Annotated in this window: 19 protein-coding genes; 10 read left to right on the plus strand and 9 right to left on the minus strand. The window is 43.3% G+C overall.

The genetic code is table 11. From position 1 onward, the window contains the following. Positions 1–98: 98 nt before the first annotated feature. Positions 99–305, minus strand: coding sequence for a cold-shock protein (locus tag ACYUCY_RS03850; protein ID WP_460225144.1), 207 nt, complete (start codon positions 303–305; stop codon positions 99–101). A gap of 385 nt (positions 306–690) precedes the next feature. Further along, positions 691–1299, minus strand: a complete 609-nt coding sequence (locus tag ACYUCY_RS03855) for a TetR/AcrR family transcriptional regulator (RefSeq protein ID WP_460225145.1) — start codon at positions 1297–1299, stop codon at positions 691–693. Between the two features lie 204 nt (positions 1300–1503). On the opposite strand from ACYUCY_RS03855, the gene ACYUCY_RS03860 reads away from it, so the two are divergent. After that, positions 1504–2205, plus strand: a complete 702-nt coding sequence (locus ACYUCY_RS03860) for a crotonase/enoyl-CoA hydratase family protein (protein WP_460225146.1) — start codon at positions 1504–1506, stop codon at positions 2203–2205. Positions 2206–2226: 21 nt separating this feature from the next. Here ACYUCY_RS03860 and ACYUCY_RS03865 read toward each other — a convergent pair whose 3' ends face one another. Together ACYUCY_RS03865 and ACYUCY_RS03870 are read right to left on the minus strand one after the other, a co-directional pair. Next, complete coding sequence (locus ACYUCY_RS03865) at positions 2227–3438, minus strand: DUF4124 domain-containing protein (RefSeq protein ID WP_460225147.1); 1212 nt, start codon at positions 3436–3438, stop codon at positions 2227–2229. Between the two features lie 97 nt (positions 3439–3535). Further along, on the minus strand, positions 3536–4177 hold the full coding sequence (locus ACYUCY_RS03870; protein ID WP_460225148.1) for a helix-turn-helix transcriptional regulator: 642 nt from the start codon (positions 4175–4177) through the stop codon (positions 3536–3538). A gap of 163 nt (positions 4178–4340) precedes the next feature. On the opposite strand from ACYUCY_RS03870, the gene ACYUCY_RS03875 reads away from it, so the two are divergent. The 6 genes from ACYUCY_RS03875 to ACYUCY_RS03900 all read left to right on the plus strand — a co-directional run bounded on the left by ACYUCY_RS03875 (position 4341) and on the right by ACYUCY_RS03900 (position 8995). Continuing rightward, entirely contained in the window at positions 4341–4784 is a 444-nt protein-coding gene (locus tag ACYUCY_RS03875; RefSeq protein WP_460225149.1) for a VOC family protein, read from the plus strand. An 81-nt stretch (positions 4785–4865) separates the two neighbouring features. Next, positions 4866–6362 (plus strand): DNA-3-methyladenine glycosylase 2 family protein, encoded by a 1497-nt coding sequence (locus ACYUCY_RS03880; RefSeq protein ID WP_460225150.1) that lies wholly within the window; start codon positions 4866–4868, stop codon positions 6360–6362. Then, on the plus strand, positions 6362–6862 hold the full coding sequence (locus ACYUCY_RS03885; RefSeq protein ID WP_460225151.1) for a methylated-DNA--[protein]-cysteine S-methyltransferase: 501 nt from the start codon (positions 6362–6364) through the stop codon (positions 6860–6862). The genes ACYUCY_RS03880 and ACYUCY_RS03885 overlap by 1 nt, the downstream gene beginning before the upstream one ends. 3 nt (positions 6863–6865) lie before the next feature. Beyond that, entirely contained in the window at positions 6866–7840 is a 975-nt protein-coding gene (locus tag ACYUCY_RS03890) for a class I SAM-dependent methyltransferase (RefSeq protein WP_460225152.1), read from the plus strand. A 74-nt stretch (positions 7841–7914) separates the two neighbouring features. Then, complete coding sequence (locus ACYUCY_RS03895) at positions 7915–8520, plus strand: metal-dependent hydrolase (protein WP_460225153.1); 606 nt, start codon at positions 7915–7917, stop codon at positions 8518–8520. Positions 8521–8563: 43 nt separating this feature from the next. Beyond that, positions 8564–8995: a hotdog fold thioesterase gene (locus ACYUCY_RS03900; protein ID WP_460225154.1), complete on the plus strand. Its 432-nt coding sequence runs from the start codon at positions 8564–8566 to the stop codon at positions 8993–8995. 86 nt (positions 8996–9081) lie between these two features. Here ACYUCY_RS03900 and ACYUCY_RS03905 read toward each other — a convergent pair whose 3' ends face one another. Both ACYUCY_RS03905 and ACYUCY_RS03910 read right to left on the minus strand, forming a co-directional pair. Further along, a complete protein-coding gene (locus ACYUCY_RS03905) occupies positions 9082–11790 on the minus strand; it encodes a TonB-dependent receptor domain-containing protein (protein ID WP_460225155.1) in 2709 nt (902 codons plus the stop codon). A 282-nt stretch (positions 11791–12072) separates the two neighbouring features. Next, positions 12073–13710 carry a hypothetical protein gene (locus tag ACYUCY_RS03910; protein ID WP_460225156.1) on the minus strand — a complete coding sequence of 546 codons (1638 nt, stop codon included), beginning with the start codon at positions 13708–13710 and terminating at the stop codon, positions 12073–12075. 885 nt (positions 13711–14595) lie between these two features. Here ACYUCY_RS03910 and ACYUCY_RS03915 point away from each other — a divergent pair. Both ACYUCY_RS03915 and ACYUCY_RS03920 read left to right on the plus strand, forming a co-directional pair. Beyond that, positions 14596–15150, plus strand: coding sequence for a hypothetical protein (locus ACYUCY_RS03915; RefSeq protein ID WP_460225157.1), 555 nt, complete (start codon positions 14596–14598; stop codon positions 15148–15150). An 80-nt stretch (positions 15151–15230) separates the two neighbouring features. Further along, a complete protein-coding gene (locus ACYUCY_RS03920; protein ID WP_460225158.1) occupies positions 15231–15650 on the plus strand; it encodes an EVE domain-containing protein in 420 nt (139 codons plus the stop codon). A 33-nt stretch (positions 15651–15683) separates the two neighbouring features. Here the strand turns inward: ACYUCY_RS03920 and ACYUCY_RS03925 are convergent, their stop codons facing one another. After that, positions 15684–20255: an ATP-binding protein gene (locus ACYUCY_RS03925; RefSeq protein WP_460225159.1), complete on the minus strand. Its 4572-nt coding sequence runs from the start codon at positions 20253–20255 to the stop codon at positions 15684–15686. Positions 20256–20539: 284 nt separating this feature from the next. Here ACYUCY_RS03925 and ACYUCY_RS03930 point away from each other — a divergent pair, with 284 nt between their 5' ends. Then, the gene (locus ACYUCY_RS03930) at positions 20540–21496 is read left to right on the plus strand and encodes a LysR family transcriptional regulator (RefSeq protein WP_460225160.1); all 957 of its coding nucleotides are present in this window, start codon (positions 20540–20542) and stop codon (positions 21494–21496) included. A 56-nt stretch (positions 21497–21552) separates the two neighbouring features. On the opposite strand, the gene ACYUCY_RS03935 is transcribed toward ACYUCY_RS03930, so the two are convergent. After that, positions 21553–22941, minus strand: coding sequence for a M28 family peptidase (locus tag ACYUCY_RS03935; protein ID WP_460225161.1), 1389 nt, complete (start codon positions 22939–22941; stop codon positions 21553–21555). A gap of 53 nt (positions 22942–22994) precedes the next feature. After that, positions 22995–24059 carry a dipeptide ABC transporter ATP-binding protein gene (locus ACYUCY_RS03940; RefSeq protein ID WP_460225162.1) on the minus strand — a complete coding sequence of 355 codons (1065 nt, stop codon included), beginning with the start codon at positions 24057–24059 and terminating at the stop codon, positions 22995–22997. Positions 24060–24061: the final 2 nt, after the last annotated feature.

A 24061-nucleotide genomic window follows, 5' to 3' on the forward strand; every position in this document is an offset into this window, starting at 1 on the left:
GAAAGGAAAAGCAGTGTCTTTGTCTTTATTGTCATAAAGACGTAATAAAAATAAATCGAATAAGCGATAGCGGCGAATGACGCCGCTATCGTGACGGATCAACGAATGTTAACGTTAACGGCCTGAGGGCCTTTTTGTCCGTCTTCTACTTCAAATTCTACTTCTTGTCCTTCTGCCAAGGTTTTGAAACCTGGGCTCTGAATAGCGCGAAAATGAACAAAAACGTCATCTCCACCTTCTCTTTCGATAAAACCGAAACCTTTTTTCTCGTTAAACCACTTAACGCGGCCAGTTGTGGTAGCCATAGCTAACCTCCAAAATTATTAGTTGAATTGTCATTGGCGGCATAAGCCAAATCGGTATAGTGGTGAAAGATACAGGCCATGACGAGCGAATAAACTAGAGGTTTTATCAGAAGTGTCATCGAGATTGCATAGGCAGAATTAACCGCTGTAACCTTTACCAGCGATCCGAGTGTAACTGAATTTTTTTCAAAGTAAAGCGGGTATTTTCTAAAAGTCAATAGAAAATCAAAAATTTGTTGATCACGGGTAAATACTCTGTAATAAAGCCGTAAACTCAGCAGGATTTACGCCAAAACAGACCGTGTTAGTGTTTTTTTTATGGGAGAAAAATAAGAAAAAATACTTAGATGGCGCGTATTTAAAATAGTGAAACGCGCCCTGTAATTTAAGCGCTTGGTTCTGCCAGCTCCCAAAAATAGTTGTTTAGCTGGTTTTTTTGCCCGCCTTGTACAAGCAACTCCGCTTGTCGTTTACAAGACTCAATTAATTTATCGCGAATCTCAAGATCGTCAACAGTTTGCGCTAGCGTTTCCGCACCAATTAGCATCGCAGCCATTGGCAAGACTGTTTCGGTTTCCTTTGATCCGTGGTCATCTAGCATTTTTTTACACAGCGATTTAAATGCTTGGGTGTAGGCGGATCTTAGCGTCGGATCATTTTTCATTGAGTCATCACGAAAAATCTTACTTGCAAAAGAGAGGCTTTGAAGTCGTTGCGCACTAATTTGTAAATCACCCGTACTGCTATCTGCTAACAGGTTTGCATCGCATCGATCATCCGTGGTTTCGGTCGCAGCATCATTTTTTAAAATCGCTAAGGTGAACAGTTCTTTCTTGCTAGAAAAATGCGCGTAAAAAGCCCCGTGAGTAAGTTCACTGGCCTCCATAATTTGTTTAATTGTTATTGCCTCATAACCATTTTCAATAAATAAACGATAGGCATTTTCCATTATGCGTCGACGTGTTTGGTTTTTATGGGATTTACTGTAAGGCATACACTTCCTCCCTAGCACACTTTAGTGTTTTCATATTATCTTGATCATATAAAGTTGCAGATTAAACTGATTTTTAAACCGAGATCATAATAAGCCTTTGTTGGACCTTTAAACAATTAAAAAACTTGAATGAGCAGTCTTGGTAGTGTGTGAGAATTCCTGGTTTGTAATTAAGAAATTTAAATAGAGTAAGCGGGAGTAAGGATGAAAAAATCAGTGACCTATAAATATAGTAATGGCGTCAGCACCATCAATATTGACGACGGGAAAGCGAACGTGATGTCCGTAGAAATGTTAACCGCGCTAAATAGTGCTTTCGATGATGCGGAAAAAGATAACGGTGTTGTTCTGTTGATTGGTAGGGCGGGAATATTTTCTGCGGGTTTCGATCTTTCTGTTTTTGCAAAAAACGATGGGGAGCTTATTGAAATGCTAACACTCGGCGCTAGAACAATTGAGAGGATGATGTCGTTTCCTACCCCAATAGTCGCTGCTTGCACGGGTCACGCTTTGGCAATGGGAGTGTTTCTGTTACTTGCCGCTGATTATCGAGTCGCTATTAGAGACAATATAAAAATAAGTGCAAACGAAGTTGCAATAGGAATGACCGTTCCACATTTCGCCAGCGAGATATGTCGTTTTAAATTGAGCCCTGCCATTTTCAATCGCGCGATGACAACGGCAGAGTATTTTTCTTTAGAAGACGCATTAACAGGTGGATTTATAGATTCCCTTGAAGATTCTGAAAACCTGAGATCTGCGGCCACCAAAAAAGCTGAAGCCTTTGTCCAATTAGACCTGGACGCTCATCTCGCTACTAAGATGCGGATCCGTGAAGAAAATATAACGCGAATGAAAAAAGCAGTAGAAGCCGATATAGCTGATTGGAAAAATAGAATATCTTAAATAATTTTTAGCGGATACCTATTAAAACGAAGTGCAACCGCCGACGTCATCACCGGCGCCAACATTTGTTTGGCAGCGCCAGGATATTAACGCGCCATTATTTTTTTCATCAGGGATAAGCCAAATTGCAGTGTTAGATCCGAAAGCAGGTGATACGTCTAAATCAATGGTGCCGTCAAATCGTAAAGTAATGCTGCGTACTTGATCCGCAGAAAATAAATCCGATACTTCCAATTTTAAATCAGTAAGGCTGGTTGCCCATTGCCCATCATTCGCATAATGTTCTGTAGCGGCGGCTTTTAGGTAGCTTGTGCCCGTTAGTATGTTTACAAACCGAGTTCGGTCTTTATATTTACCGGTAAAGGTGTCTCGTATTTTTTCAAGAGTACTTTTTGGTTGTGGTGGGGGTGGCGTAGTTACCCGGTTTGAAACCGGAGACTTCAACAGCGCGACAAAATTTGGGTCACTTAATAATTGCAATGTTGCTTCATGAAGACTATCGCGAATTGCATAGGGTATGGCGCCGCGATTTTTTTCGTTACTCTTTGCCGCTCCTTCGCTGGTATTCTCGTAAATCAATTTGTCCGATGCGTTGTCGTAAAGTCTCCAGTTTATTTTCATCCAATTTTGTGCAATTTTAAAATCTCTACTGGTAAATTCATTTAAATTTTGCGCGTGCTGATTGTATCGTAATTTTATCGCGCAAGCTTCTAGCTTCATATCGACAATCTGTGCTTCCAAACGATGCGCTTGAGACGCTATTAGTTGTCGATTCATTTTTTCGGTTTCGGTTGCTGCAATTTGATAGCCATTGCCATAAAAGGCGCTAGAAATACGATTAAAATAGCGCGTTCCTTTTGGGATTACTTCGGGATAATATCGCTCCAGCTCTTCCCAGTAAATTGATGTGGGTAGTGCACAGTCGCCACCAAAATAAAATAACGCTATTTTGGGTTTTCCGTTTTGCTCAATTGGAGCATAATCGAGGGTGTCAATTAATACCCAGCGCGCTGAGTTGTCGCCGGAATAATAAATCGGTGACGCTTTAGTAATTTCCTTCGGCGCTGGCATCACGTCTTGCGTGATATTCATATCGATAGCATCTTCAGCTGGTTTTTTATCGGAATAGTGAACCTTTCCGTCATCATCTATCCATTTATATACCTGCGAATGTGAAGATAAGGCCAGCGAAGAAAGTATTAAAATAAGAATTAAATTTTTAATGCTAAGCATAAAATCTGCCACCGAAGCGCTGCTGTTTAAATACTACAGTTTAATAAACGTAATAAAGTATCGATATGGGGAGAGTATAGTCGAAGCTTCCCGTAAGCTATTTCTCGATTGAAGTAATCTTATAGGCGCATCGTCGCGCGCCAAGAAGGATATGTTCTATCCGTTCCACAAGCGCTATATTTTCAAATAGGGCTTGGAATACTTCCAGCTCCGAACGACAAAAGCCCTGACAAGATTCCGCAGCGGCGCAAATAGGGCAGTGATTCTCAATTAACAGCCATTCTCCTTTGCCATTTTTCTTTACTTCAGACATGTAGCCTTCTCGTTCGCGAATTTGACTGAGAGAGTTAATTCGTTCGGGTAAGCCAATGCTCGAAGCCAATTCCTGACGATACTGCTCAAGTGTCGTTGCTGTTCGTTGGTTAATAAGTTGATCTAAACCAGGTTCGCCGAAAACTTCCCGCACTGAGGCAATTAACTCAAGTGTTGCCTGTGAATGAGAATCAGGGAAAAACTGATGGCCTTTTTTGCTGAGCTTCCAGGGCTTTACGGGGCGTCCACGCAGTTGCTTAGTTTCTTCTATTTGTTCTACATAAGCTTTTTCGCTCAAGGATTTGAGGTGCTGCCGAACCCCCATGGTGGTGATATTTAACAACTCGGCAAGGGCTTTGGCTGTTTGCGGCCCCTTCTGTTTGAGCTTGAGGAGCAATGCTTCTTGGCTATCGGCTAGTTCGGTCATCGAATTCTATTTCGCGTTTTCTGAGTCGTTGGGTGAGTTGCTCGATAGTGTGCCATAGCGAGCAATTAAGTAAAGTTTTCACTTTACTTAATTATGCTCTTCTATATAGTAAAGTAATTGCTTTGCTATATAAGATTGAGAATTTTGAAATTAGGAGGCCAAGATGAGTTTCAAGCTAGAGCATATCAATATCAAAGTACCTTCCATCGCCAAAACCCAGGCTTTTTTAGCGGCAGCATTCAGTGATTATGTTGAGCGAGGCCGTGGTTACAGCGAGTCATTTGGGCACTGGCTGCACTTTGGAAATGACGACACGTACATTGCTCTGCTGCAAACCCGAGCGCTGGGACAGGAGCAGGCGGTATTAGTCGAGCCCTACAAATATGAGGAGGACTATCGTCTCATGCATGTGGGATTTGTTGTCGATGACGTCGAGCGATTAATGGCGCGATTAGAGGCTAAAGGTTTCTCCCCTGCTGACACCGGTGATCTTGATACGCATCCATTTCGCCGTCGAGTGTATTACCTGGACGGCAATGGTATCGAATGGGAGTTCATTCAATATTTGTCAGATCAGCCCACCCAGCGAAACGATTATTTACTTTAGTTTAAGTGGACAAATAAATTTTGGGATGATGTCCGAAAATGGCTAGGTTTCTAGCGGGCTCGCGTTAGAATGCTAGCCATTATGACGACAGCCAGTTCACTTTCCTTAGCCGAAACCAAAACCAAAACTGAAGTCTTAACCTCGGATCAATATCACGAAATTTTAAAATCTCGCGATCCGCGATTTGATGGCATGTTTTTCGTTGGTGTATCTACGACTGGGATTTATTGTCGTCCCGTCTGTCGAGTTCGTTTGCCTAGAGCCGATCGTTGTAATTATTTTCGTCATGCGGCAAGCGCAGAACAAGCCGGATACCGACCTTGTTTACGGTGCCGGCCAGAGCTTGCGCCGGGCAACTCTCGAAACGATGCGCTTAAAACCCTCGCACAAAAAGTCGCTGCAAAAATTCAATCGGGTGCGCTTATTGATGAGAGTATCGAAACACTTGCGCAAGAATTTTCGATAAGTTCCCGGCAAGTTCGCCGTGCAATTCAAAGTGAATTTGGCGTTAGTCCAATTGCCTTAGCCCAAACCTATCGTCTATTGATGGCAAAGCAACTATTAACTGATACGAAGTTAAAAATTACTGATCTTGCTTTTGCCAGTGGTTTTTCAAGTGTTCGTCAATTTAATTATGCATTTAAAAAACACTACGGCCTAAACCCTTCGACTTTACGGAAGAAAAATAAATTAACAGAAGAGTCAGCGGGAATAATTTTACGACTAGCTTATCGGCCTCCACTTGCCTGGCAGCAGTTGATTGAATTTTTGGCTAGTCGTAGTGCTGGTTATTTGGATCAAGTCGATGGCTCTCGGTATAGTCGCAGCATTTGTTTGGGTGATCACCGTGGCTGGTTTACCGCATGGGCTCTACCAGAAAAAAATCAAATTATTGTTGAAGTTTCTGATACCTTGCTGCCGTGTTTAACCTTGTTAAAAGCAAAGCTGCGTTTTCTTTTTGATCTCGATGCGAATCCCGTTGTAGTCGAATCTCATTTGTTAAAACAAAAAGTTCTCAAGCCCATCATTAAAAAACTGCCAGGCCTGCGAGTACCTGGTGCTGTCGATGGTTTTGAGCTTGCATTAAGAGCAGTGCTCGGTCAACAAATTAGCGTAAAAGCCGCCACGACTATTTTTGGGCGTTTCGTTACTGCTTTTGGTGAAGAAATCAAAACACCCTTCGAAAAAGTTTGCCGGCTGGCACCCCGTGCCGACATTATCGCCAATCAATCGCTCGAAACGATTATTGGCTTAGGGTTAACCCGGAAACGTGCGGAAACGGTTTTATTGTTAGCACGCGCTGTGTTTAAAAAAGAAGTTAATTTAACGATGGGTGCAGATGCAGTAGCGGCGGAACAAGCGCTGTTGGCTATCCGAGGGATTGGTCCCTGGACAGCGCAATATATTGCGATTCGCGCTTTTGCAGATGCTGATGCACTCCCGGATTCAGATTTAGGTTTATTTAAAGCACTCAATGTTAGTTCGTCAAAAGAAGTTATTGCGGCTACGGAAAAATGGCGCCCTTGGCGAGCCTATGGCGCACTCTATCTTTGGTCTAGCCTAAACTCGGGTGGATGATGAAACGAAACTCGATTCGATATTACTCCAATATAAAAAGCCCTTTGGGTGACTTACTGTTATTAGGTGATGGTGAAAATATTACTGGCCTATATATGAATTCGCAGCGATATCGGCCGTTAGAGCAAGATAATTGGAAACGACAAGACGCATTATTTATCGAAGCAAAAAAACAAGTCGACGCGTATTTTGCAAGTGAATTAGTAATCTTTGATTTGCCTTTGAAACCACGAGGAACAAATTTTCAAAGTACAGTTTGGCAAGCTTTATTGACGATTGCGTATGGCGAAACGACATCTTATAAAGCGATTGCTGAACAAATTAGTTCACCGCAAGCGATGCGCGCTGTTGGCTTAGCCAATGGCAAAAATCCCATTGGTATTATTATCCCCTGCCACCGGGTTATCGGTAGTACAGGGAAATTAACCGGTTACGGTGGCGGCATCACTAAAAAGCAATGGCTATTGAACCACGAAGCGAAACAAGCAGGATTGTTTTAGAGAATGAGTACCGATGAAGATCTGAGTCAGAATTGTATGAAAACTGTTGATGCGAATCCTGTGCTTCAAAAATGGGATGGTTTTTTAAAGGAAACTGACTTTTCCGCTGCTTATGATAGTCGACGTATTTTTCATGGCCGTGGTGGGTGCTTTCAAGGTCTCGAGTGGTGTTGTGTCGATGTGTTCGCACCCGTTTTATTAATAACCCTATTCAAAGCACCGCCAGACGATTTTTTGGAAGACGTACTAACGAAAATAGTACAAGGGTTGCCCACTGCGAAATTAACGAGCATTGCGCTGCAGAGAAGATATCTGTCTAAATCACCCATTGAATTTGTCGTAGGAGAATGTCCCGAGCAAGTCTTTGCTTTGCGAAAAGGTTTACGTTTTTGCTTGAACTTCAATCGGCAAAATGTCGGTTTTTTTCTCGATATGGAGCCTGGTAGGCGGTGGCTTGAAGAGAACGCTCGTGGGAAAACTGTATTAAATTTGTTTTCTTACACCTGTGCATTTTCGGTGGTAGCAAAAAGCGTTGATGCGCTATCTGTGGTGAATGTAGATATGAGCAGTTCAGCTTTATCGACGGGGAGAGATAACCATCGTTCCAATCAGCAAGATACCGGCAACATAAAATTTTTAGCCCTCGATATTTTGAAGTCTTGGAGCCGAATTCGAAAGCATTCGCCTTACGACATTATTGTTATCGACCCGCCGAGTTATCAGAAGGGTAGTTTTGTTGCCGAAAAAGATTACGTGAAGTTGATTAAAAAAATTCCGCAATTAGCTCGTCAGGGTACACAGATTTTGGCCTGCTTAAATTCTCCTGAATTAGCTGAGAAGTCTTTAAAAGAACTGTTTTGTAATAACGTCCCCGAGTGTGAATTCTTAGTGCGCCTAGAGAACAGCGAAGATTTTCCTGATGTATCCGGGGATAATTACCTGAAGTTACTTTGTTATCGTTACTCTCCAGTCTCATAGTCCTATTCTCAATGATCCCATGCTGATATAGAATGAAACGAATTAAACAAAGCAACTGTTAGGGATTCGATATTATGGCAACCGTCATCACTCATGCCTTAGTTGCTGGTGCCATCTCAGTTTTCTCACCGCAAAAATTTACTTCTCATGGTTCCACCTTCATCAAAGTTCCTCGTTTGCGTCTAATTTTTTGTTTAATCTTGCTGGCGGTGATACCTGATCTGGATAGTATTGGCTTTCGCTATGGCATTCCTTATAGCGATGTCTTCGGTCACCGAGGTTTTACACACTCTCTTTTGTTTTCTGTTGTTACGGCATTTTGCTTCGGACTAATTATATTTAGGTCGATGGGAGTTGGTACAAAAAACTGGTGGTATATCGTTTTTCTGCTTTCGGTGGCGGGAATATCTCACGGAATTCTCGACGCATTCACCGATGCCGGCTTGGGAGTGGGTTTCTTGATTCCCATGGACAATGATCGATATTTTTTCCCGTGGCGGCCCTTGGAGACATCACCGGTAAGTATTAGCGCGTTTTTTAATGGCCCAGCTAAAAAAATATTATTGAATGAAATGTTGTGGGTATGGTTACCTGTGTTTATGGTTACCGTTTTAGTCGTTATTTTTAGAGTTGCTGTTCAGCGCTTGGCAGATAAGCGCTCTGCAGATATTGTTGAATAAGTCGTTTATTTCTACATTTAAAAAAACATGTTAGGAAATTTTTATGAGTAAACATATTTGGTTTCAAGATAGTTCAATTGAATTTGCGTCACGGATGATTCCAAATACGATGGCAGGTTTTATGGGGATTGAAATAACAGAAGTAGGCGACGATTTTATTGTTGGATCAATGCCGGTAAGTCAAAAAGTTGTGCAGCCAATGGGTCTGGTTCACGGCGGAGCCAATGTAGCTCTCGCTGAAACGGTGGGGAGTATTGGGGCGAATTTAATCTTGGATCGCTCTAAAAAAGTTGCAGTGGGTCAGGAAATTAACGCCAACCATGTTCGCGGGATTAATAAAGGCGTCGTCCATTGCGTTGCTAGGCCCGCCTATATTGGTAGAACTTCTCAAGTGTGGGATATTCGTATTCATGATGACAGGGATCGTTTAAGTTGTATTTCACGCTTAACGATGGCGGTAATAGATCGGCCATAGTCGAGCGCGATAAAAAAAGGCCATCATGCGATGGCCTAGAGCTTGGGGACTAATACAACTCTGTTAATTTTAAAGCCGCGAACGGTTTAAAATTTCCAACTAAAGTCTAAACTTGCATTCAAGCCTACATCTTTCTCGATAATAGTGATGTTGCCATCGCTGATACTTTCTTGCTCGAATTCAGCTTTTTGATTTAGAAGATTTTGCAACTTCAACTTGACCGTGATGTTATTTGTTGGATAGTAAGAATAAACTAAATCTACTGAATGGAAGGGTTGTTCGAATGCATCGCCGTTGCCGTCGCGTCCGCCAAAGAAAACCCGTTCGCCAAAGACGTTGTAGACCGCAGATAAAGAATGAAAACCGTTTTCCGAATCGAAACCGAGTTGTGTATTAACAACGTACTTGGAATGACCAGTTAAACGTCGGGTCCGGTTGGTCTGACTAGAGTTAGCGCCCAAATCAATTTCAGAGTCGCTGAATACAAGGTTGCCACTGAGGAAAAATCCACCGGCTAATTCTTTTAAGCCCTCAAACTCGATACCATAAACTTCGCCAGATTCACCATTAATGTATTCAAGCTTTTTGTTCGTGTCGCTAGCCAAACCTTCGATTCGTTCGATTGGGTTAGTAATGTCCTTGTAAAATAAAGCGGCGGTGAAGTTACTACCTTCTGGAAAGAATAATTCCGCACGCAAGTCAACATGATCGATTTCAGAAAAATTCAGTAAAGGGTTTCCCGATACGCGGACATTTAGTTCGGGATCAATATACTGAACATCTGCGATTTCTCTTAGATCAGGTCGAACGACTGTTTGGCCAAAGCCCAGCCGCACTTGAAAATTTTGCGTACCTAAAAATTCAGTGCCGTTAATGTATGTTAGCGCAACAGCTGGATAAACAGCATCATCTTGAATCGCTAGTCTTTGCCCAGGCTCTTGTAAGTCGTTAATGAGCTGCGTGGTAGTAACACCAGAAAAATCCAGTAAATCGACCGGTAAAACCGCTTGTTGAAAATCTTCCCAGCGCAATCCTGCGCTCAAACGCCAAGTGTCTCGCCACGTTAAGTCGAAGCTACCGTAAACTGCATCGACGATCTGCGCAGCAACATAGCTTTCTGTTCCAAACCCAGATCCTAATGAGACTGTAAAAGGGTTGTTGGGATCTGCTAGGTTAGCGCTTGCCAGCACTTGTCCGGGTGTTCCGTTTAATGCAGCGGAAAGTACACCTACGGCATTAATATTTGCTGTATACCCGTAATATTCCCGTGACTTTTGGCTTTCGCTATAGCCCAGGGTCAACGAGCCATAGAAATTATCTGTTACAAACGGCGCATCAAAATTAGCGCCATAGCTTTCAACCTTATCTTCTAGTTCTAGAAAATTAAACTGTGCGACGGAAGTTGAAGCCGATAATCCGGTGCTTGCTACAGCGCCAGTGATTGGATCTAACTGATTCGAAGCTTGAATAGTGGAAGCGTTAGGAATATCAGTTGAGGCTTTGGAGTCCGAATAAAACCAATTGATATCGAGGCTAGTAAAAGGATCTGGAATTGGGATAAAACCGAATTCTTCATCTTCAATATTGTGTTCACCGATAATTTGGTTGATCACCAATTCACGTTTTTCTAGTTGCGTGCTGTAACCGAGTTTTTGTTGGTTGTCAGCCGCTAAAAAATTTAAATCAAATCCATTTGCAATTCTAGATTGGTCTTCGTCATTCTGAATGAGGTAGCTGTTAGTGCTGATTTTATGTTTGCCAATATATTCCAAACCAAAATTGAGTGCGCCTACCGTATTTTCTTCTTCAACGGTTTTGGAAATATTGTTATAGCGATTGCTCGGGTCAACTAAGTTTCTTTCAATCAAATTTTCGTTTCGCGTTTTTGTTGTTCTCTCTAAATTAGCCAATGTACCGAAAGTCCAATCATCATTAATAAACCAAGAATTGCCTAATGCCAATGAACCGCCGAAATCAGGATCAAGTGACTCCTCTTTAATCTCGACATTTCGGTTAAGTGATAATAATAATTCGCGGTTAATATCTTGCGCTTGTGCAATTTCGGCTGCGCTAGCAGCACCACCATTTGTATCTATTGTGCGTAGGATGCTATTGATTCCAATATCACCTTGATACGTATTAATGGCAGTTGCGATTTGGTCTGGGAGGTCGCCGCCATCGCCAGCAAGGGACAAACCTTTGTTTGAACTTTCTGATCCGTAACCTGTTGCGAGTGATATACCAAATACCGGCGAATCAGGAACACCGCGCGTACGTATATCAATGTTACCGCCCCCAAATGCGGCAGGTTGATCGGGAGAATAAGCTTTTTGTACTTTCACCGATTGTAAAATCGAGGTTGGAAAAAGATCGAGGGGAATAACATTTCGCGTTAATTCTGGCGAAGGAACTGCAGCACCATTTAAAGTAGTACTCGAATAGCGCTCACCAAGACCGCGAACATAAATATATTTTCCATCAACAAGACTCAATCCAGTAACGCGACGTAGAGCGGAAGCAATGTTCGAATCGCCAACGCGAGTAATTTGTTCGACGCTTAATACATCGGCGGCGAAGGGCTGTTCGATTCGTTCGATAGCGATGGATGTCGCACTGTCTTTTAGTCTCGTTGTAACAACGATCTCTTCGATAGTGGGTTCAACACTAATTTTTGGTTTTGGTGGCGCGATAATTTCTTGAGCATTTGCCGCGCCGCCCAGGCTGGCAGCGAAGGTGGCCGCGAGGATTGCATCAGCTAGCTTGGATATATGCCGCTTAGTAATTACTGTTTTCATGAGATTTAACCTGTTGTATGTGTACCGCAAAAACCAAGGGCACGTCTAGAAAATCACCTGCGCTGCTAGTACGGTGTTAAAAATCAGCTCAAATTAATCAGTTGTAGTGAATAAACGTTTTTTCCCGCTAATTTTTTGGTACTAATTGCCCGTCTACATGTTTCAGGAACGTCCTCGGATATTTAATTAGACTAAGGCGCCAATGAATATTGGCGCCTTCGTGTGCGTAGAAAATCTTTCCACGTTTTGTTTCGTATAAGTTTTTCGATAAAGATTCTTACTTTACAAACCAATTACCCAGGCGCTGACCCAGTCATCACTTGCGTCGACCGCACCGATGTAGTTAACCGCTTCGAAGAAACTACTATCACCTGAAGAACCTACTGCTGGAGCAGCATCGGCGGCGAAAGTATCGTTCAAGGTTGTTACATCAAATACGTTCACATTGACTGCTGCCGTGGTGCTATCAGCGAAGGCAGCGGCAGTGATGTAAGCACGAGGATTGGTATCCAAGCCTTCAAGAACAGTCGCAGGCAAGTTGGTGTCGATGACTACGTTGTCGCCAGGTGTTGCGGCTAAGAAGGCATCGATATCAAAAGTAGCGCTGTTGTTATCAGAAGTTGGCGCTGAACAAGCAATCAAATTACCGGCCGCTGCAGAAATTCCAGAGTTCGCGCCGTCAGTAGTGACGGTGTCTTTAATTTCTAAGCAGTAGTTTTGGCTGGCCATTGCAGCATCACTCGACGTGATGATTGAGTTGTACTGTTCGAAGTATGCGCCCTCGCGGTAACGCGGACCTTCAGAACTGCCTTTCGAAGAAGGCTCTGTGCCCATGTTCTGCGCGACGTTAGACGTTAAACAGGTCATGTTTGAGATACGCAGTTTTGTAAACGGCGCTTGTGAGTTGTTGCTACCGTTGTTATCGCCCTCGATACATTGGTTAGCACCGGAGGTGTGAATAACTAAGGCGAACTGAATGTTGCCAACGTAGCCTTCAGAGAAGTCGATAGAATCGTCACCGGCGTTAATTGCAACAATGTGTTTTAAATTAACTGCACCGCCAAATAATTCAAATCCATCATCTTGCGTCGTGTAGGTTTGTACATACTCGATATTGGTTCCGGAACCTATTGCATTCAACGTTAAACCATTTAACTCGTCGCCATCGACAACCTCAAAGCCTGCGTAGCGAATTTGTACGTAACGAAGAGAGCCTGAGTTTTCTGCATTGTTGTTGCCACCGTAAGTAGAGGGGCGACCTTCTGCTGTTACGTGACAATTGTGTGGATTAGATGCGGTCGCCATGCGCGAAGCATCGTCACACTTGTTGGTAATACCGTTGCCGTTTAATTGCACTCCGCCCCAAAGTCCGCGATCAGATTCAGTTGCGACGTTATTAATTAAGTCATCCACTGCACTGAAGATAATGGGGTTTGATTCAGTTCCTTCCGCAATAATTCGCGAGCCACGAGCAATGCGTACGTAGTCTTGTGAAGAAGAAAACGCAATAAGCGAGCCTGGTGCGACGGTTAAGCGTGGACCTTCTCCATCTTGAGGAATGCGTACGCCTGCGGACGCTGCGTTTGACGTAACATCTTCACCGACGAACAAGCTGTCTTCAAAAATATGCACACCGTTGCTAGCCAGCGCGGGAATGGTTAAGTCGGCAGTTAGTGGGTTTGTGTCACTAACGAAAGTGACGTCGTAAGTACAGTTGGTGCCATCGAAAGTGCCTTGCTTAGTTTGACCGGACACTTGGTAGCTCGCACAAGGATTGACGGCTGGAGTACCCGTACCCGTAGTGTTGTTTGAATTCGATGTGTTAGTCGTTGGCGCTAATGTAATACCGCTATCGTCTCCGCAACCCGTTAGTAATAACGTCGCGATCGTACCAACACTCGCCAATAATTTAATGTTCATTGTTAGGTCTCACTCCTATAAGTCGTAAATATTTAGATAGTTTTATTGAAATCTCTACTTATCAAGGAGCGGTAAATTTTCTCCTTGATCTGCGTAAGTTAGACAAAAACATCACGCGTAATTTATTTGTTACAAAGAGTCTCTATCTTTGAGACTCAAGCTAAAACCGAGTTTTGTTCTTCGTAGGATTTTTAATCGCTCTGTTCGAGACGAAAAAGTCAAAAGATTTCGTGAAGTAGGTTGTTACAGGCGGCAATTTACGGCACAAATATTTCAATCGTGTTGCAGATTTGTTGTGTGAATATGTCAACTTTTTGTTGCAAGAAATCGCGACACAAAATGAGTATTTTTTAATAAAACTGTCATATATCTTGCCTAAGGTAATGATGTGGAGTGGATTCTAGAAATCGGAATTCTAGTAAGAGAATAAATGGCGTATCAGGATGCTTAGCGTTCCAGATGCGATTAAAGTTGCACGGAGCAAAACTAGCGAAGGATCAGGGAGGGAATGTTAGGACGCGAAGACAATAAATACCTAAAAGCAAAACGTCTACTTCATTCTTTAGTTTCTTATATAGATACGACAATCAGCATCATAGGAAATGCAGTCAGTGGCGATAAGCCGTGAGTGCTGCAGCCCGTACATGGATATGTACCGTATTGATCTCTTATCTAGCGCCCCTATTTTAAGGGGCGTTTTTATTTGGAAAATTGATAGATAAATTAACAGCTTACAGAGATTTCTTTGCTATCCATTTGTGCCACCTCCAAGGCGTAGTCAACCAAAATATTAATGACTCGTTATTAGCCTTAGCAATGCCAATTTCCGAATTCTCTTTTCGATATTTGAGTGTTCGTCCACTTCGCATAATTAAGGTAAAGATAATGACCAGAAAACTATTCCCAAAAACGACAACGATAATCGCCATAGCACTGGCAACTTTTACGGCTTCCGCTTTTGCCGACGATGACGGACATGATAGTCACGGTTCGTCTTACCATGACTCTCCTCGCGCGAATAATGGAGGTCCGCGCGCGCATCGACAGGGTGGCAGAGTGAATCATGGGCTTAGAAAGATTGTTAAAGACTACATAGCAGAAAAAAAGATCAGTGGTGAAATCGATAGTTATGAATTTGACGTTCGTGAAGAACAGCTAGCGTTAATAAGAGAAGAAATGAAAGCCGCTCGAGAAATTAACGATCGCCTTACTATACAAGCAAAACGAGAAGCTTTACGAACCTTACGAGCGGAGGAGCGGAATGCAACTCGAGAGCTCGTTACAAACAATCCAGAACTTCAACAGCGTATTAAAGATTATCACCTTGCACGGCAAGAGAGACGCAAAGTACGCCGCGAAGATAGGCAAGAGTTTTTAGAATTTCAAGAACAGAAGCGGCAAGATCGAATAGACCAGCGAGACGCGGAACAAGTGCAATAAGCAATAGAAATATCTCTGTCTGGTGGAATAACACCGATAACATTACAATGCCCTCTCCAATTTTGTAGAGGGTTCTAACAGTGAAATATTGGCTCCTTAAATCTGAACCGGATACTTGGTCTTGGCAACAGCAGCTCGCTCGTGGTGCTAAGGGCGAAATGTGGGATGGCGTTCGAAATTACCAAGCGGCTAAATTTTTGCGAGAAATGAAAAAAGGCGACCTTGGTTTTTTCTATCATTCCGGAAAGGAAAAAGCGATTGTAGGGATTGTCGAAGTAATTAAAGAAAATTATCCCGATCCTACAGATGAAAAAAATAGATTTGTCGCAGTTACGGTTAAAGCCCTTGATAGCCTGAACAACCCAGTTACTTTGGCAGAAATCAAGAAAGAAAATAAATTGGAAGGGATGCTGCTGATCAAACAAGGGCGTTTATCGGTGATGCCGGTAAGTGCCGCTCACTGGAAAATTATTAATAAGATGGCGAAAAAACCACGCTGAATAATTAGCGTGGTTTTTTTGATGGCAGCGCTGCTACTCTACAATACTAACAATAAACAACAGATCACCAGAGGATACTTGTTGGCCATTGGTCGCGTTTAAATGTTCAATGCGATAGCGTTTGTCTGAAGGATAGAGTTCAGCGTCTGAGCGATTATATTGGCTCAATGAAATTTGACTGAACATTTTCATCGCTTCCATTAACGCCAACGTCTGATCGATATTAACGATATCGCCTTGTTTGACGAACTCAGGATCTGAGGGCGAAGACGAGGTATAAAAAATTCCTGAAGATTGCGCGAACACTTTTAGCTCTTGACTATCATCGACGCGTATCGCATCAGTGTCGATGGCATTTGCGCCATCACTACTCGCAGCTTCTTCGATTTCTACAATCAATTCATCCGCATCTAAAGTCGCCATGAATTTTGGTAGATATCCCGTATCGTATACACCGCCTCTAAAAGTTTCGTCTTTCAGGATTCGTTTTAATAAAGCAATATTTGTGGGAATACCTTCGATCACAACGCTATCCAAATAATCGTAGAGCTTATGAATAACATCGTCTCTGGATGAGCCGCGACATATGATTTGGGCGATTAAGCTATCGTAAAAGGGTGAAATCTCTATGTCCGTCGCCGCGATAGAAATAATTTCCACATCGTCTCGTTCGGGCATTATGCAGTTTGAAATTTTTCCTGGATTTGGCGCTAACTGCATTATCCCGTCGCTATCGACGACGACTTTCTCTGCGGTAACACGTACTTCAATAGCGTAGCCATTGTCTGCAGGTTCCATGTCTTCGATGCTGGCGCCGGAAGCAATATTATATTGTGCACTAACAATGTCGATGCCAGATGTCGCTTCAGTTACTGGATGCTCTACTTGTAAGCGTGTATTCATTTCCATGAAATACACCTCGTTAGCGTCAAGGTTGTAAATAAATTCAACCGTACCTGCACCCGTGTAGTCGACTTTGTCGGCGATCGCCAAGGTATCCTTTAAAACTTTTTGCTTGAGTTCTTCTGGCAACATTGTGGAGCCGGATTCTTCGACGACCTTTTGGTTATTTCGTTGTACCGAGCAATCACGTAAACCTAAGACGCGAGCATTACCAAATTTGTCGCGCAATAGCTGTACTTCAATGTGACGCATCGAGGTTACAAATTTTTCTAAATACAAATCACCATTGCCGAATGCGGATCGCGCTTCGGTACTGATCATCGTGTAGTACTTGTACATATCCTCTGGGGTTTGTACAACTTGAATTCCTTTACCGCCACCACCGTGTACAGCTTTTAATAATACTGGGTAACCAATTTCTGCAGCGATATTTGATGCTTGTTCAGCGCTAATTAGAATGCCATGACTACCAGGAACGACGGGAACACCACATTCCTGTACGGTTTGAATTGCATTTGATTTATTACCCATCGTCATCATGCTGTAAGCACTTGGCCCAACGAAATTTATGTGATGGTTTACGCAAAGGTTTGCGAATTGCGGACTTTCAGATAAAAACCCAATGCCGGGATGTAGGGCCGTGACTTGCTCATACTCCGCGACTTTTAAAATTGAATGCGCATTCAAATAACTTTCATCGGAAGAGTTACCGCCAAGACACACTAAACGGTCATTTTCTTTTAACATTTTTGCCGGTACTGCAGACATATCTGGGTCAGAGGCAACGAGTACAACTTGTAAATTGTTGTCGTGAGCTTTTCTAATCAATTTAACCGCAGTACAACCCCGTGCATGCACTAATACTTTTTCCAAAGGCTTCATTAAAGATTTTGGATCAACAGATAAGCTGACATCTTCTCCCAGCTCTCCGGGTAAGGCTTTACTGAAAGTGTTGTCGATAATCTCTTCAACAGTGAGTTGCGGTAGTGGAATATTCTGATCAATCTCTCGCAGCTTATCGTCTAGCTCTGGAGCGAAGGGGTGTTTCACCAAGCCGGCCATTGAATCGGGGTTGGTCGAAAGATAGTTAGATAAAGTTGAAGTTGAAGGTAGGTACGAAGGCACAATCATTTGTCCAGCAAAAGGCATATTACAGCCGGAAAAATAATAAGTTTGAACCAATGGGTGAGTAACAAAGCTTGCTTGTGCTCCACCAGTACAATCGCCATAACCAAAAATAACCACTGGTAGGTCGTTATCAACAACAAAGCGCGTTAAACGATCATTGACCGCTGACATTGAAAACAGAGCAGCCGCACCTTCTTTGGTCTGCATTCCGCCGGAACTAATAAAACAAACGATGGGCAATTGCTGTTTAGCACATTCAACTAATAAGTGGCAAAATTTCTCGGCACTGGCCATGTCAAATGCACCGGCTTGAAACGCCACATTAGATACAGCAACGCCGACATGTTTTTTGGTTTTGCTGTCACCCATTTTGTATTCAGCGAAACCTGTAACAAGCCCACAGGGCCGCATTTTCTTTTCGATTGCGGTTTCTATTGCTTGACGAAAACCAGGGAAATTTACCGGGTTTGAACTTGCTTTATCCGCATCCAGCTCGACGAACTTGGAGAAGTAGTGATTAATAATATCGTCCGGTGACATCTTCACTTCTTTTTTAACTTCAGTGAGTAACCTTTGAATCAATAAATCTCGATAACCCATGATCAGTCGATTCCAGAAATCTTTGCGACGACCAATACGGGCTGGATTGATAGCACCTTTGAATGTGCCGCCACTTTCACTCGAATAATATTCTGGTAATAAACTCTCAAAGAAGTAAGTCAGAATCACGAACAAGCTATCGTTCATTTGAGGAAAACCAATACCTTTCCATTCCTCAACTTTTATCAGTAATTCTCCGCGGTTTCTTTGCGAGGCAAGAAACCGTAGCCAGCTTTCAAATTGCTGCTTGCTCTTATCGGCTTCGTCTGAGTTCGCCTTGCTGGCGTCATTGAATTTAATTGCGGTGACTAAGGAGCTTTCGAGTAGCTTGCCGACGGAGGATTTAGACAAGCCTTTCGTTTCCATGGCCTCTTTTGCAATGGACGGCAAGTTGGCAACTACATTGTTGTAAAGCGCATCAAAAATTAGTACGTTTTTACATTGCAAAATAAAATCTTCTCGCAGATCTTTATGTAGCACTGTATCGAGAACGGTCATTTCATTGAGAGCTGGCCAAACGGAAGTTGAAGGCGTTTTTTCTTTGTCGGTTAAAAGTTTTATAAGCTCATTAAAATTGTGAGGCGCACTCACTTTCCAACGGTTGTAAAGCGAAAAACTCAAGTTAAACAGTAAAGCTTGTTTAGCTTTTTCGAAATTTTCTTTCGGTTCACCTAAAAGAAAACGTGTGACTTTATTGCGTTCCGCATCAATATCCTCACGTTTACTGATAAAGTTTTTCCATGCTTTTGCCAGCACATCGTCATAGATAATTTTGTCTGGGTTATCAATCCACGCGGTAAACAATTTCGCCTGTTCGAGCGTGAGGCGATCTTGTAAGTCACCTTTGGGTAGCGTTAATTTCGAAAGCCGGCCATATTCATTGGCTGAGATCGAGTGAATGCGACCGCGCAAACGTAAATAGCGCATGTAACGATAACAAAGTCCGAACACACTTGGTTGATTAGTTGGGCTGCGGACCAAAGTAATAGGGGAATTTTTTTCTAGCGCTTGGTTATATTCGGTAGGGTGTAAATAGCGGTCGAGATTGCGTTGATAGTGTTGAATTAAATCTGGCGTTTTATCAACGAATTCTAAGGCCGCCGTTTCAATAGCCTCGATACTAGAGACAATCGCTTTTTGTAAATTGTGCTGACGCTCGTCGATGTCGACAGGCGAGTAATCAATTACGCCATCGATACAGCCATTAGTAAGCAACTCTTCCGGTGCAACACCCACATTTTTTGCACATTCTTGCCAAGACAAATTCAATTTTCGAGAAATACTTTGTAAACCTTGGGGTTGAATAGTATTGAAAATACCGTCGCGCACCGACAATAAAATGTTCGCAGCGGCGAGAGGAATTGCACCGCCAGAATAACCGACACCCAAAACAATACCGACACTAGGCACATCAACGGCGGTACTTTCAGTAATCATTTGAGAGATGCTATGAGCTTGGTTGTTGCTATTGGCGAGTTCGCCGGCATCAGCTCCCGGGGTGTCGATAAGGTAAACAATGGGTAAGGATAAGTTGGCAAAGCGCCGAATGGTTTCGCTAGCGAGTAAATGGTGTTCTGGCATCCAAGAGCCATTCGCCGACGAGCGTTCTTGTGCAATTATGCCGATTCGACGATTGCCTGTTTTGAAAGGGAGTTCTATTTCAACGCTATAAAAAGAACCCTTTTCTTGAGTACTTATAATTTTGCCGTTGAGCCGAGAAATAATTTCTTTTGCGCCAGGACGTTTGCTGTGTTGTGCGGGTAAGACAACATCATTGATGTATTCGTCCACGCCCATCTTCTGTAGTTGCCGCAATCGGGATTTGAGTTTTCGCTCTTCTACCAAACCATCCAAATGTTTTGCCGTCGCCAAATTACTATTGTCGCGAAAAAGAGAGAAATCAGATGCTAGGTATTCTGCTTGAATGAATAGGGAATCAACATTAACAGTATCGATGGAAGTTTTTGCGGTCATAAATATACTTCTCTTCAGTTCTAATTTAGCTATGGTTAGTCGATGCAAATGATGCGGCGGTCAAATTTGATTCGATAAATCTGAAACAATTAACAAGTGCCGATGCCGAACGTTGACGTCTACCCTTGGAGGTCAGCCCCCAGTTTTAGCGGTTTCCAGGCACGATTTCCCAATTATCCCTATATTTAAGTGCTATGGTACTATTGTTCGCTGAACGCATTGTTCCAAATATGGGACAATGCCAATTCCCGTAATTTGATAGTTGTAGAGACCAGGAATTAGACGTGATTGATCTCAATGCCATGATGTTGTTTGCCAAAGTTGTGGATGCTCAAAGTTATTCACAAGCGGCTCGCGATGCAGGAATACCGAAATCAACAATCAGCCGCAAAATCTCCCAAATGGAAGAAGAATTGGGCGTTAGATTGTTGCAGCGGAATACCCGACAATTGCGTCTAACCCAGGTGGGGCGGGAGGTTTACGATAATTGCGTGAACATCTTAAGGGAAGTTCACGCCGTTCATGCAACGATAGAAAATGCGCGTGATGAGGTATCTGGGAGTTTAAAAGTGGTACTCCCGATCTCTTTTAATCAAGAAGTCATGGCGTCTCTGTGTGCAGGTTTTCTTAAGCTTCATCCAAAAGTCGATTTAGAAGTTCAGTTTTCTGATGGTGAGACGGATTTAATCGGCAGCGACAATGATATTGCTGTGGTATTTGGGCCTTTGGCGAATTCTGATTCTGTGGCGAGATTGTTGTTCGAACGAAAAAGAGTGCTGGTTGCCAGCCCGAGCTATGTTAAGCAGCATGGCCATCCCAATAGCGTCGAAGATTTGGTTGATCACCATGGCTTAATGCTCGGCAATTCGCGTTCCGCGCCCATTTGGCCCTTGGGTACACATCAAGAAAAGCGTCTCGCGCGGATTAAGCCCAAGGCCTGGGCGAATAGTTCGGCAACCATCAAGCAGATGGCGAAAGAAGGTTTGGGTATCGCGTTGATGTCGCAGACTCAATGCCAGCAGGAAATAGATAGTGGTGCTCTGATACGTATATTGCCGAATTTGAATATCGAACCCATTAAGGCTTACGGGCTCTATGCTAGCCGCTTTCAGTTAGCGCCAAAGATTTCGCGTTTTTTAGATTACTTTGCTCAACACATCGACAAACAGGAAATGTCTTACCCCTTACGGCTATCTCCGGTTAAAGCGGTAGACTCGATTCATAAAAAATCCGAGCAATAAAAAAGCCGGGAATCATCTCCCAGCTTTTTTCGGTTCTTCCTATTCGCACTTATTTTTCACTCGTTCTGCTCGGTCCCTACTTCCCTAAAATCAATCTCGCTATTGGCCGCTAAAAAATAAACCGCAGCCCAAGCAGCGACGTTTTGTTTGAGTGCTTCCGGGTTTATTTTGTCTAGCGTGTCATTAGCGGTATGGTGGTAATCAAAATAATCACTGCCATCTTGGCGTAAACGAATCACTGGAACACCGGCATTCATTAGCGGGCCGATATCGGGGCCGCCGCTGGTGGCTTCGCCAGTCACAGCAATGTCCATTGTCGACAATACAGGTTTAACGATTTCGGCAAATTTCAAACTGTTGGTGTTAAATTCCCAAACTTCACCAGCTCCTAGGTCGGATTCTGAAGCAAGAATATGCTTGTTTAATTCCTGTTGATGAGCATCGCGATAAGCGTTACCTCCCCAGATGCCTGCTTCTTCATTCGCATACAAAACCACACGGAGGCTGCGCTTTGGGCGTGTCGGAAGCTCAGCAATCAATTGCGCCGCCGCGCTGATAATGGCGACGCCAGCGCCATCGTCAATTGCACCAGTACCCAAGTCCCAAGAATCCAAATGCGCACCAAGCAATAAAATTTCCTCAGGTTTTTCACTGCCAGTAAGTTCAGCAATCACATTAAACGATTGCCCACTTTGTCGCAGAGACGTACCAATATCTAAACTCAAGGTTACTTGGCCATGGCGTGACAAAATTCTAGCCAACTGTTCTGCATCTGGAACGGATAATGCTGCCGCAGGCAGTGGATCATCCATCCGCGTTGTTGAGCCGGTATGCGGCAAGCGATTGTGATCGCTACCCACACTGCGAATTAATACCGCAGCTGCACCTTTTTCTTTTGCGACCACTGGCCCGTCGCGGCGAATTCCCACTGTTTGTCCGTAACCTCGGCCTTCTCTATGACGCTCCATAGCTTGATTAATAAAAACGAATTTTCCTTCGATATCGGCGTTATTGGCTTCCTTAAGTTCGGCCAAATTATCAAACTCAATAACATCGGCAATTAGCTCGCCACCAGTTGAGCCGCTGTAACCTAGCGCGGTAATTTTTAATTCTTGTGGGTAAGGTGTAAGAACGTGCGCGACTTCTTTTTGTCTTTCCCAGATCGGAAAATTCACTGGTTCGAGCCAGACTTTATCGAAGCCTGAATTTTCAAGCATTTGTTTGGCCCAGGCGACTGCTCTCGCATCCGCAGAGGTGCCGGCTAACCTTGGCCCAATTTCTGTGGTTAGTGACTCAACAATTTCCCACGCGCGATTTGATTGTAAGGCGGTGTCGCGTAACAATTCTGCCGTTTCGATATCTGAATCTTTCTTGCTGCACGCCGTGAGAATGAAAAAAGATAAGATTCCGATTTGTAAAAATTGAAATAGTTTTTTGGATTTCATTATTTGATCGCTATGAATGAATTAATGGAAGCTACTTATTATCTATAGATAACTTAAATTAAATTATCCCTACCTTCCTCTATCGCATGACAGGCAATTTTTCGCGTAGGCTCATTTTTTAAATTTTGAATCTTCATTTCTTGAATAATGGGCGTCTCATTTGCGCAGCGATCGTTGGCTAGGGGACAGCGAGGATGAAACAAACATCCCGTGGGTGGCGATAGTGGAGAAGGCAGTTCGCCTTTTAGCTTTGATAGATGTTTTTTGTCGCTGCTGCGTTTTTCGGGATCGGCAATTGGGCGCGCGGATAGCAATACTTGCGTATAGGGATGTTGAGGGTTGGCAAAAATTTCTTGGCAATTACCATACTCCACTGGGCGACCTAAATACATCACTAATAAATCATCGGCAATAAATCTGACCACGGATAGATCATGAGAAATAAACACATAAGTTAATTGAAGTTCTTCCCGTAGATCCGCCAATAAGTTCAGCACTTGCGCTTGTATTGAAACGTCGAGAGCCGATACCGGTTCATCAAGCACGACCACTTTTGGTTTTAACATTAAAGCCCGTGCAATCGCGATACGCTGACGTTGCCCGCCGCTAAACATGTGTGGGTAGCGATCGTAATGTTCTGGACGTAATCCCACACGCTCGAGCATTTCATTCACCGCTTTGCGTCGTTGTTGATTGTCCATATTGGTATTGATGATCAGTGGTTCGGCAAGTATGGAACCGATTTTTTGTCGGGGATTTAGCGAGCCGTAGGGATCTTGAAAAACAATTTGCACCATTTGCCTGAGAGCGATTTTTTCTTCTTTGGTTTTGACGCCGGCAATATCTAAACCGTTAATCGTTAGCGATCCGGATGTTGGTTTTTCAATAGATGTTAGTAGCCGAGCCAAGGTTGATTTCCCGCACCCGGATTCTCCCACGACTGCTAAAGTCTTGCCTTTCTGCAAAGAAAAACTCGCGCCTGAAAGGGCCCGCACTTGAGCCTTTTGAAACATCGTATCGCCGCTAACTTGATAAGTTTTGTGGAGATCCTTCGCTTCGATCATGGCAGAATCGTTTGTGGCTTTGTCTGCAGTCACTATGTTATTTGGTGTAGACATTT

This window comes from Aurantivibrio infirmus, from assembly GCF_054767315.1.

Excerpts from the sequence above, each read along its gene's own strand:
- ACYUCY_RS03940 (WP_460225162.1), bottom strand. The coding sequence starts at position 24,059 with ATGTCTACACCAAATAACATAGTGACTGCAGACAAAGCCACAAACGAT.
- ACYUCY_RS03890 (WP_460225152.1), top strand. The coding sequence starts at position 6,866 with ATGAGTACCGATGAAGATCTGAGTCAGAATTGTATGAAAACTGTTGAT.
- ACYUCY_RS03850 (WP_460225144.1), bottom strand. The coding sequence starts at position 305 with ATGGCTACCACAACTGGCCGCGTTAAGTGGTTTAACGAGAAAAAAGGT.
- ACYUCY_RS03860 (WP_460225146.1), top strand. The coding sequence starts at position 1,504 with ATGAAAAAATCAGTGACCTATAAATATAGTAATGGCGTCAGCACCATC.
- ACYUCY_RS03870 (WP_460225148.1), bottom strand. The coding sequence starts at position 4,177 with ATGACCGAACTAGCCGATAGCCAAGAAGCATTGCTCCTCAAGCTCAAA.
- ACYUCY_RS03935 (WP_460225161.1), bottom strand. The coding sequence starts at position 22,941 with ATGAAATCCAAAAAACTATTTCAATTTTTACAAATCGGAATCTTATCT.
- ACYUCY_RS03865 (WP_460225147.1), bottom strand. The coding sequence starts at position 3,438 with ATGCTTAGCATTAAAAATTTAATTCTTATTTTAATACTTTCTTCGCTG.
- ACYUCY_RS03880 (WP_460225150.1), top strand. The coding sequence starts at position 4,866 with ATGACGACAGCCAGTTCACTTTCCTTAGCCGAAACCAAAACCAAAACT.
- ACYUCY_RS03885 (WP_460225151.1), top strand. The coding sequence starts at position 6,362 with ATGAAACGAAACTCGATTCGATATTACTCCAATATAAAAAGCCCTTTG.
- ACYUCY_RS03895 (WP_460225153.1), top strand. The coding sequence starts at position 7,915 with ATGGCAACCGTCATCACTCATGCCTTAGTTGCTGGTGCCATCTCAGTT.
- ACYUCY_RS03900 (WP_460225154.1), top strand. The coding sequence starts at position 8,564 with ATGAGTAAACATATTTGGTTTCAAGATAGTTCAATTGAATTTGCGTCA.
- ACYUCY_RS03925 (WP_460225159.1), bottom strand. The coding sequence starts at position 20,255 with ATGACCGCAAAAACTTCCATCGATACTGTTAATGTTGATTCCCTATTC.
- ACYUCY_RS03910 (WP_460225156.1), bottom strand. The coding sequence starts at position 13,710 with ATGAACATTAAATTATTGGCGAGTGTTGGTACGATCGCGACGTTATTA.
- ACYUCY_RS03855 (WP_460225145.1), bottom strand. The coding sequence starts at position 1,299 with ATGCCTTACAGTAAATCCCATAAAAACCAAACACGTCGACGCATAATG.
- ACYUCY_RS03905 (WP_460225155.1), bottom strand. The coding sequence starts at position 11,790 with ATGAAAACAGTAATTACTAAGCGGCATATATCCAAGCTAGCTGATGCA.
- ACYUCY_RS03915 (WP_460225157.1), top strand. The coding sequence starts at position 14,596 with ATGACCAGAAAACTATTCCCAAAAACGACAACGATAATCGCCATAGCA.
- ACYUCY_RS03875 (WP_460225149.1), top strand. The coding sequence starts at position 4,341 with ATGAGTTTCAAGCTAGAGCATATCAATATCAAAGTACCTTCCATCGCC.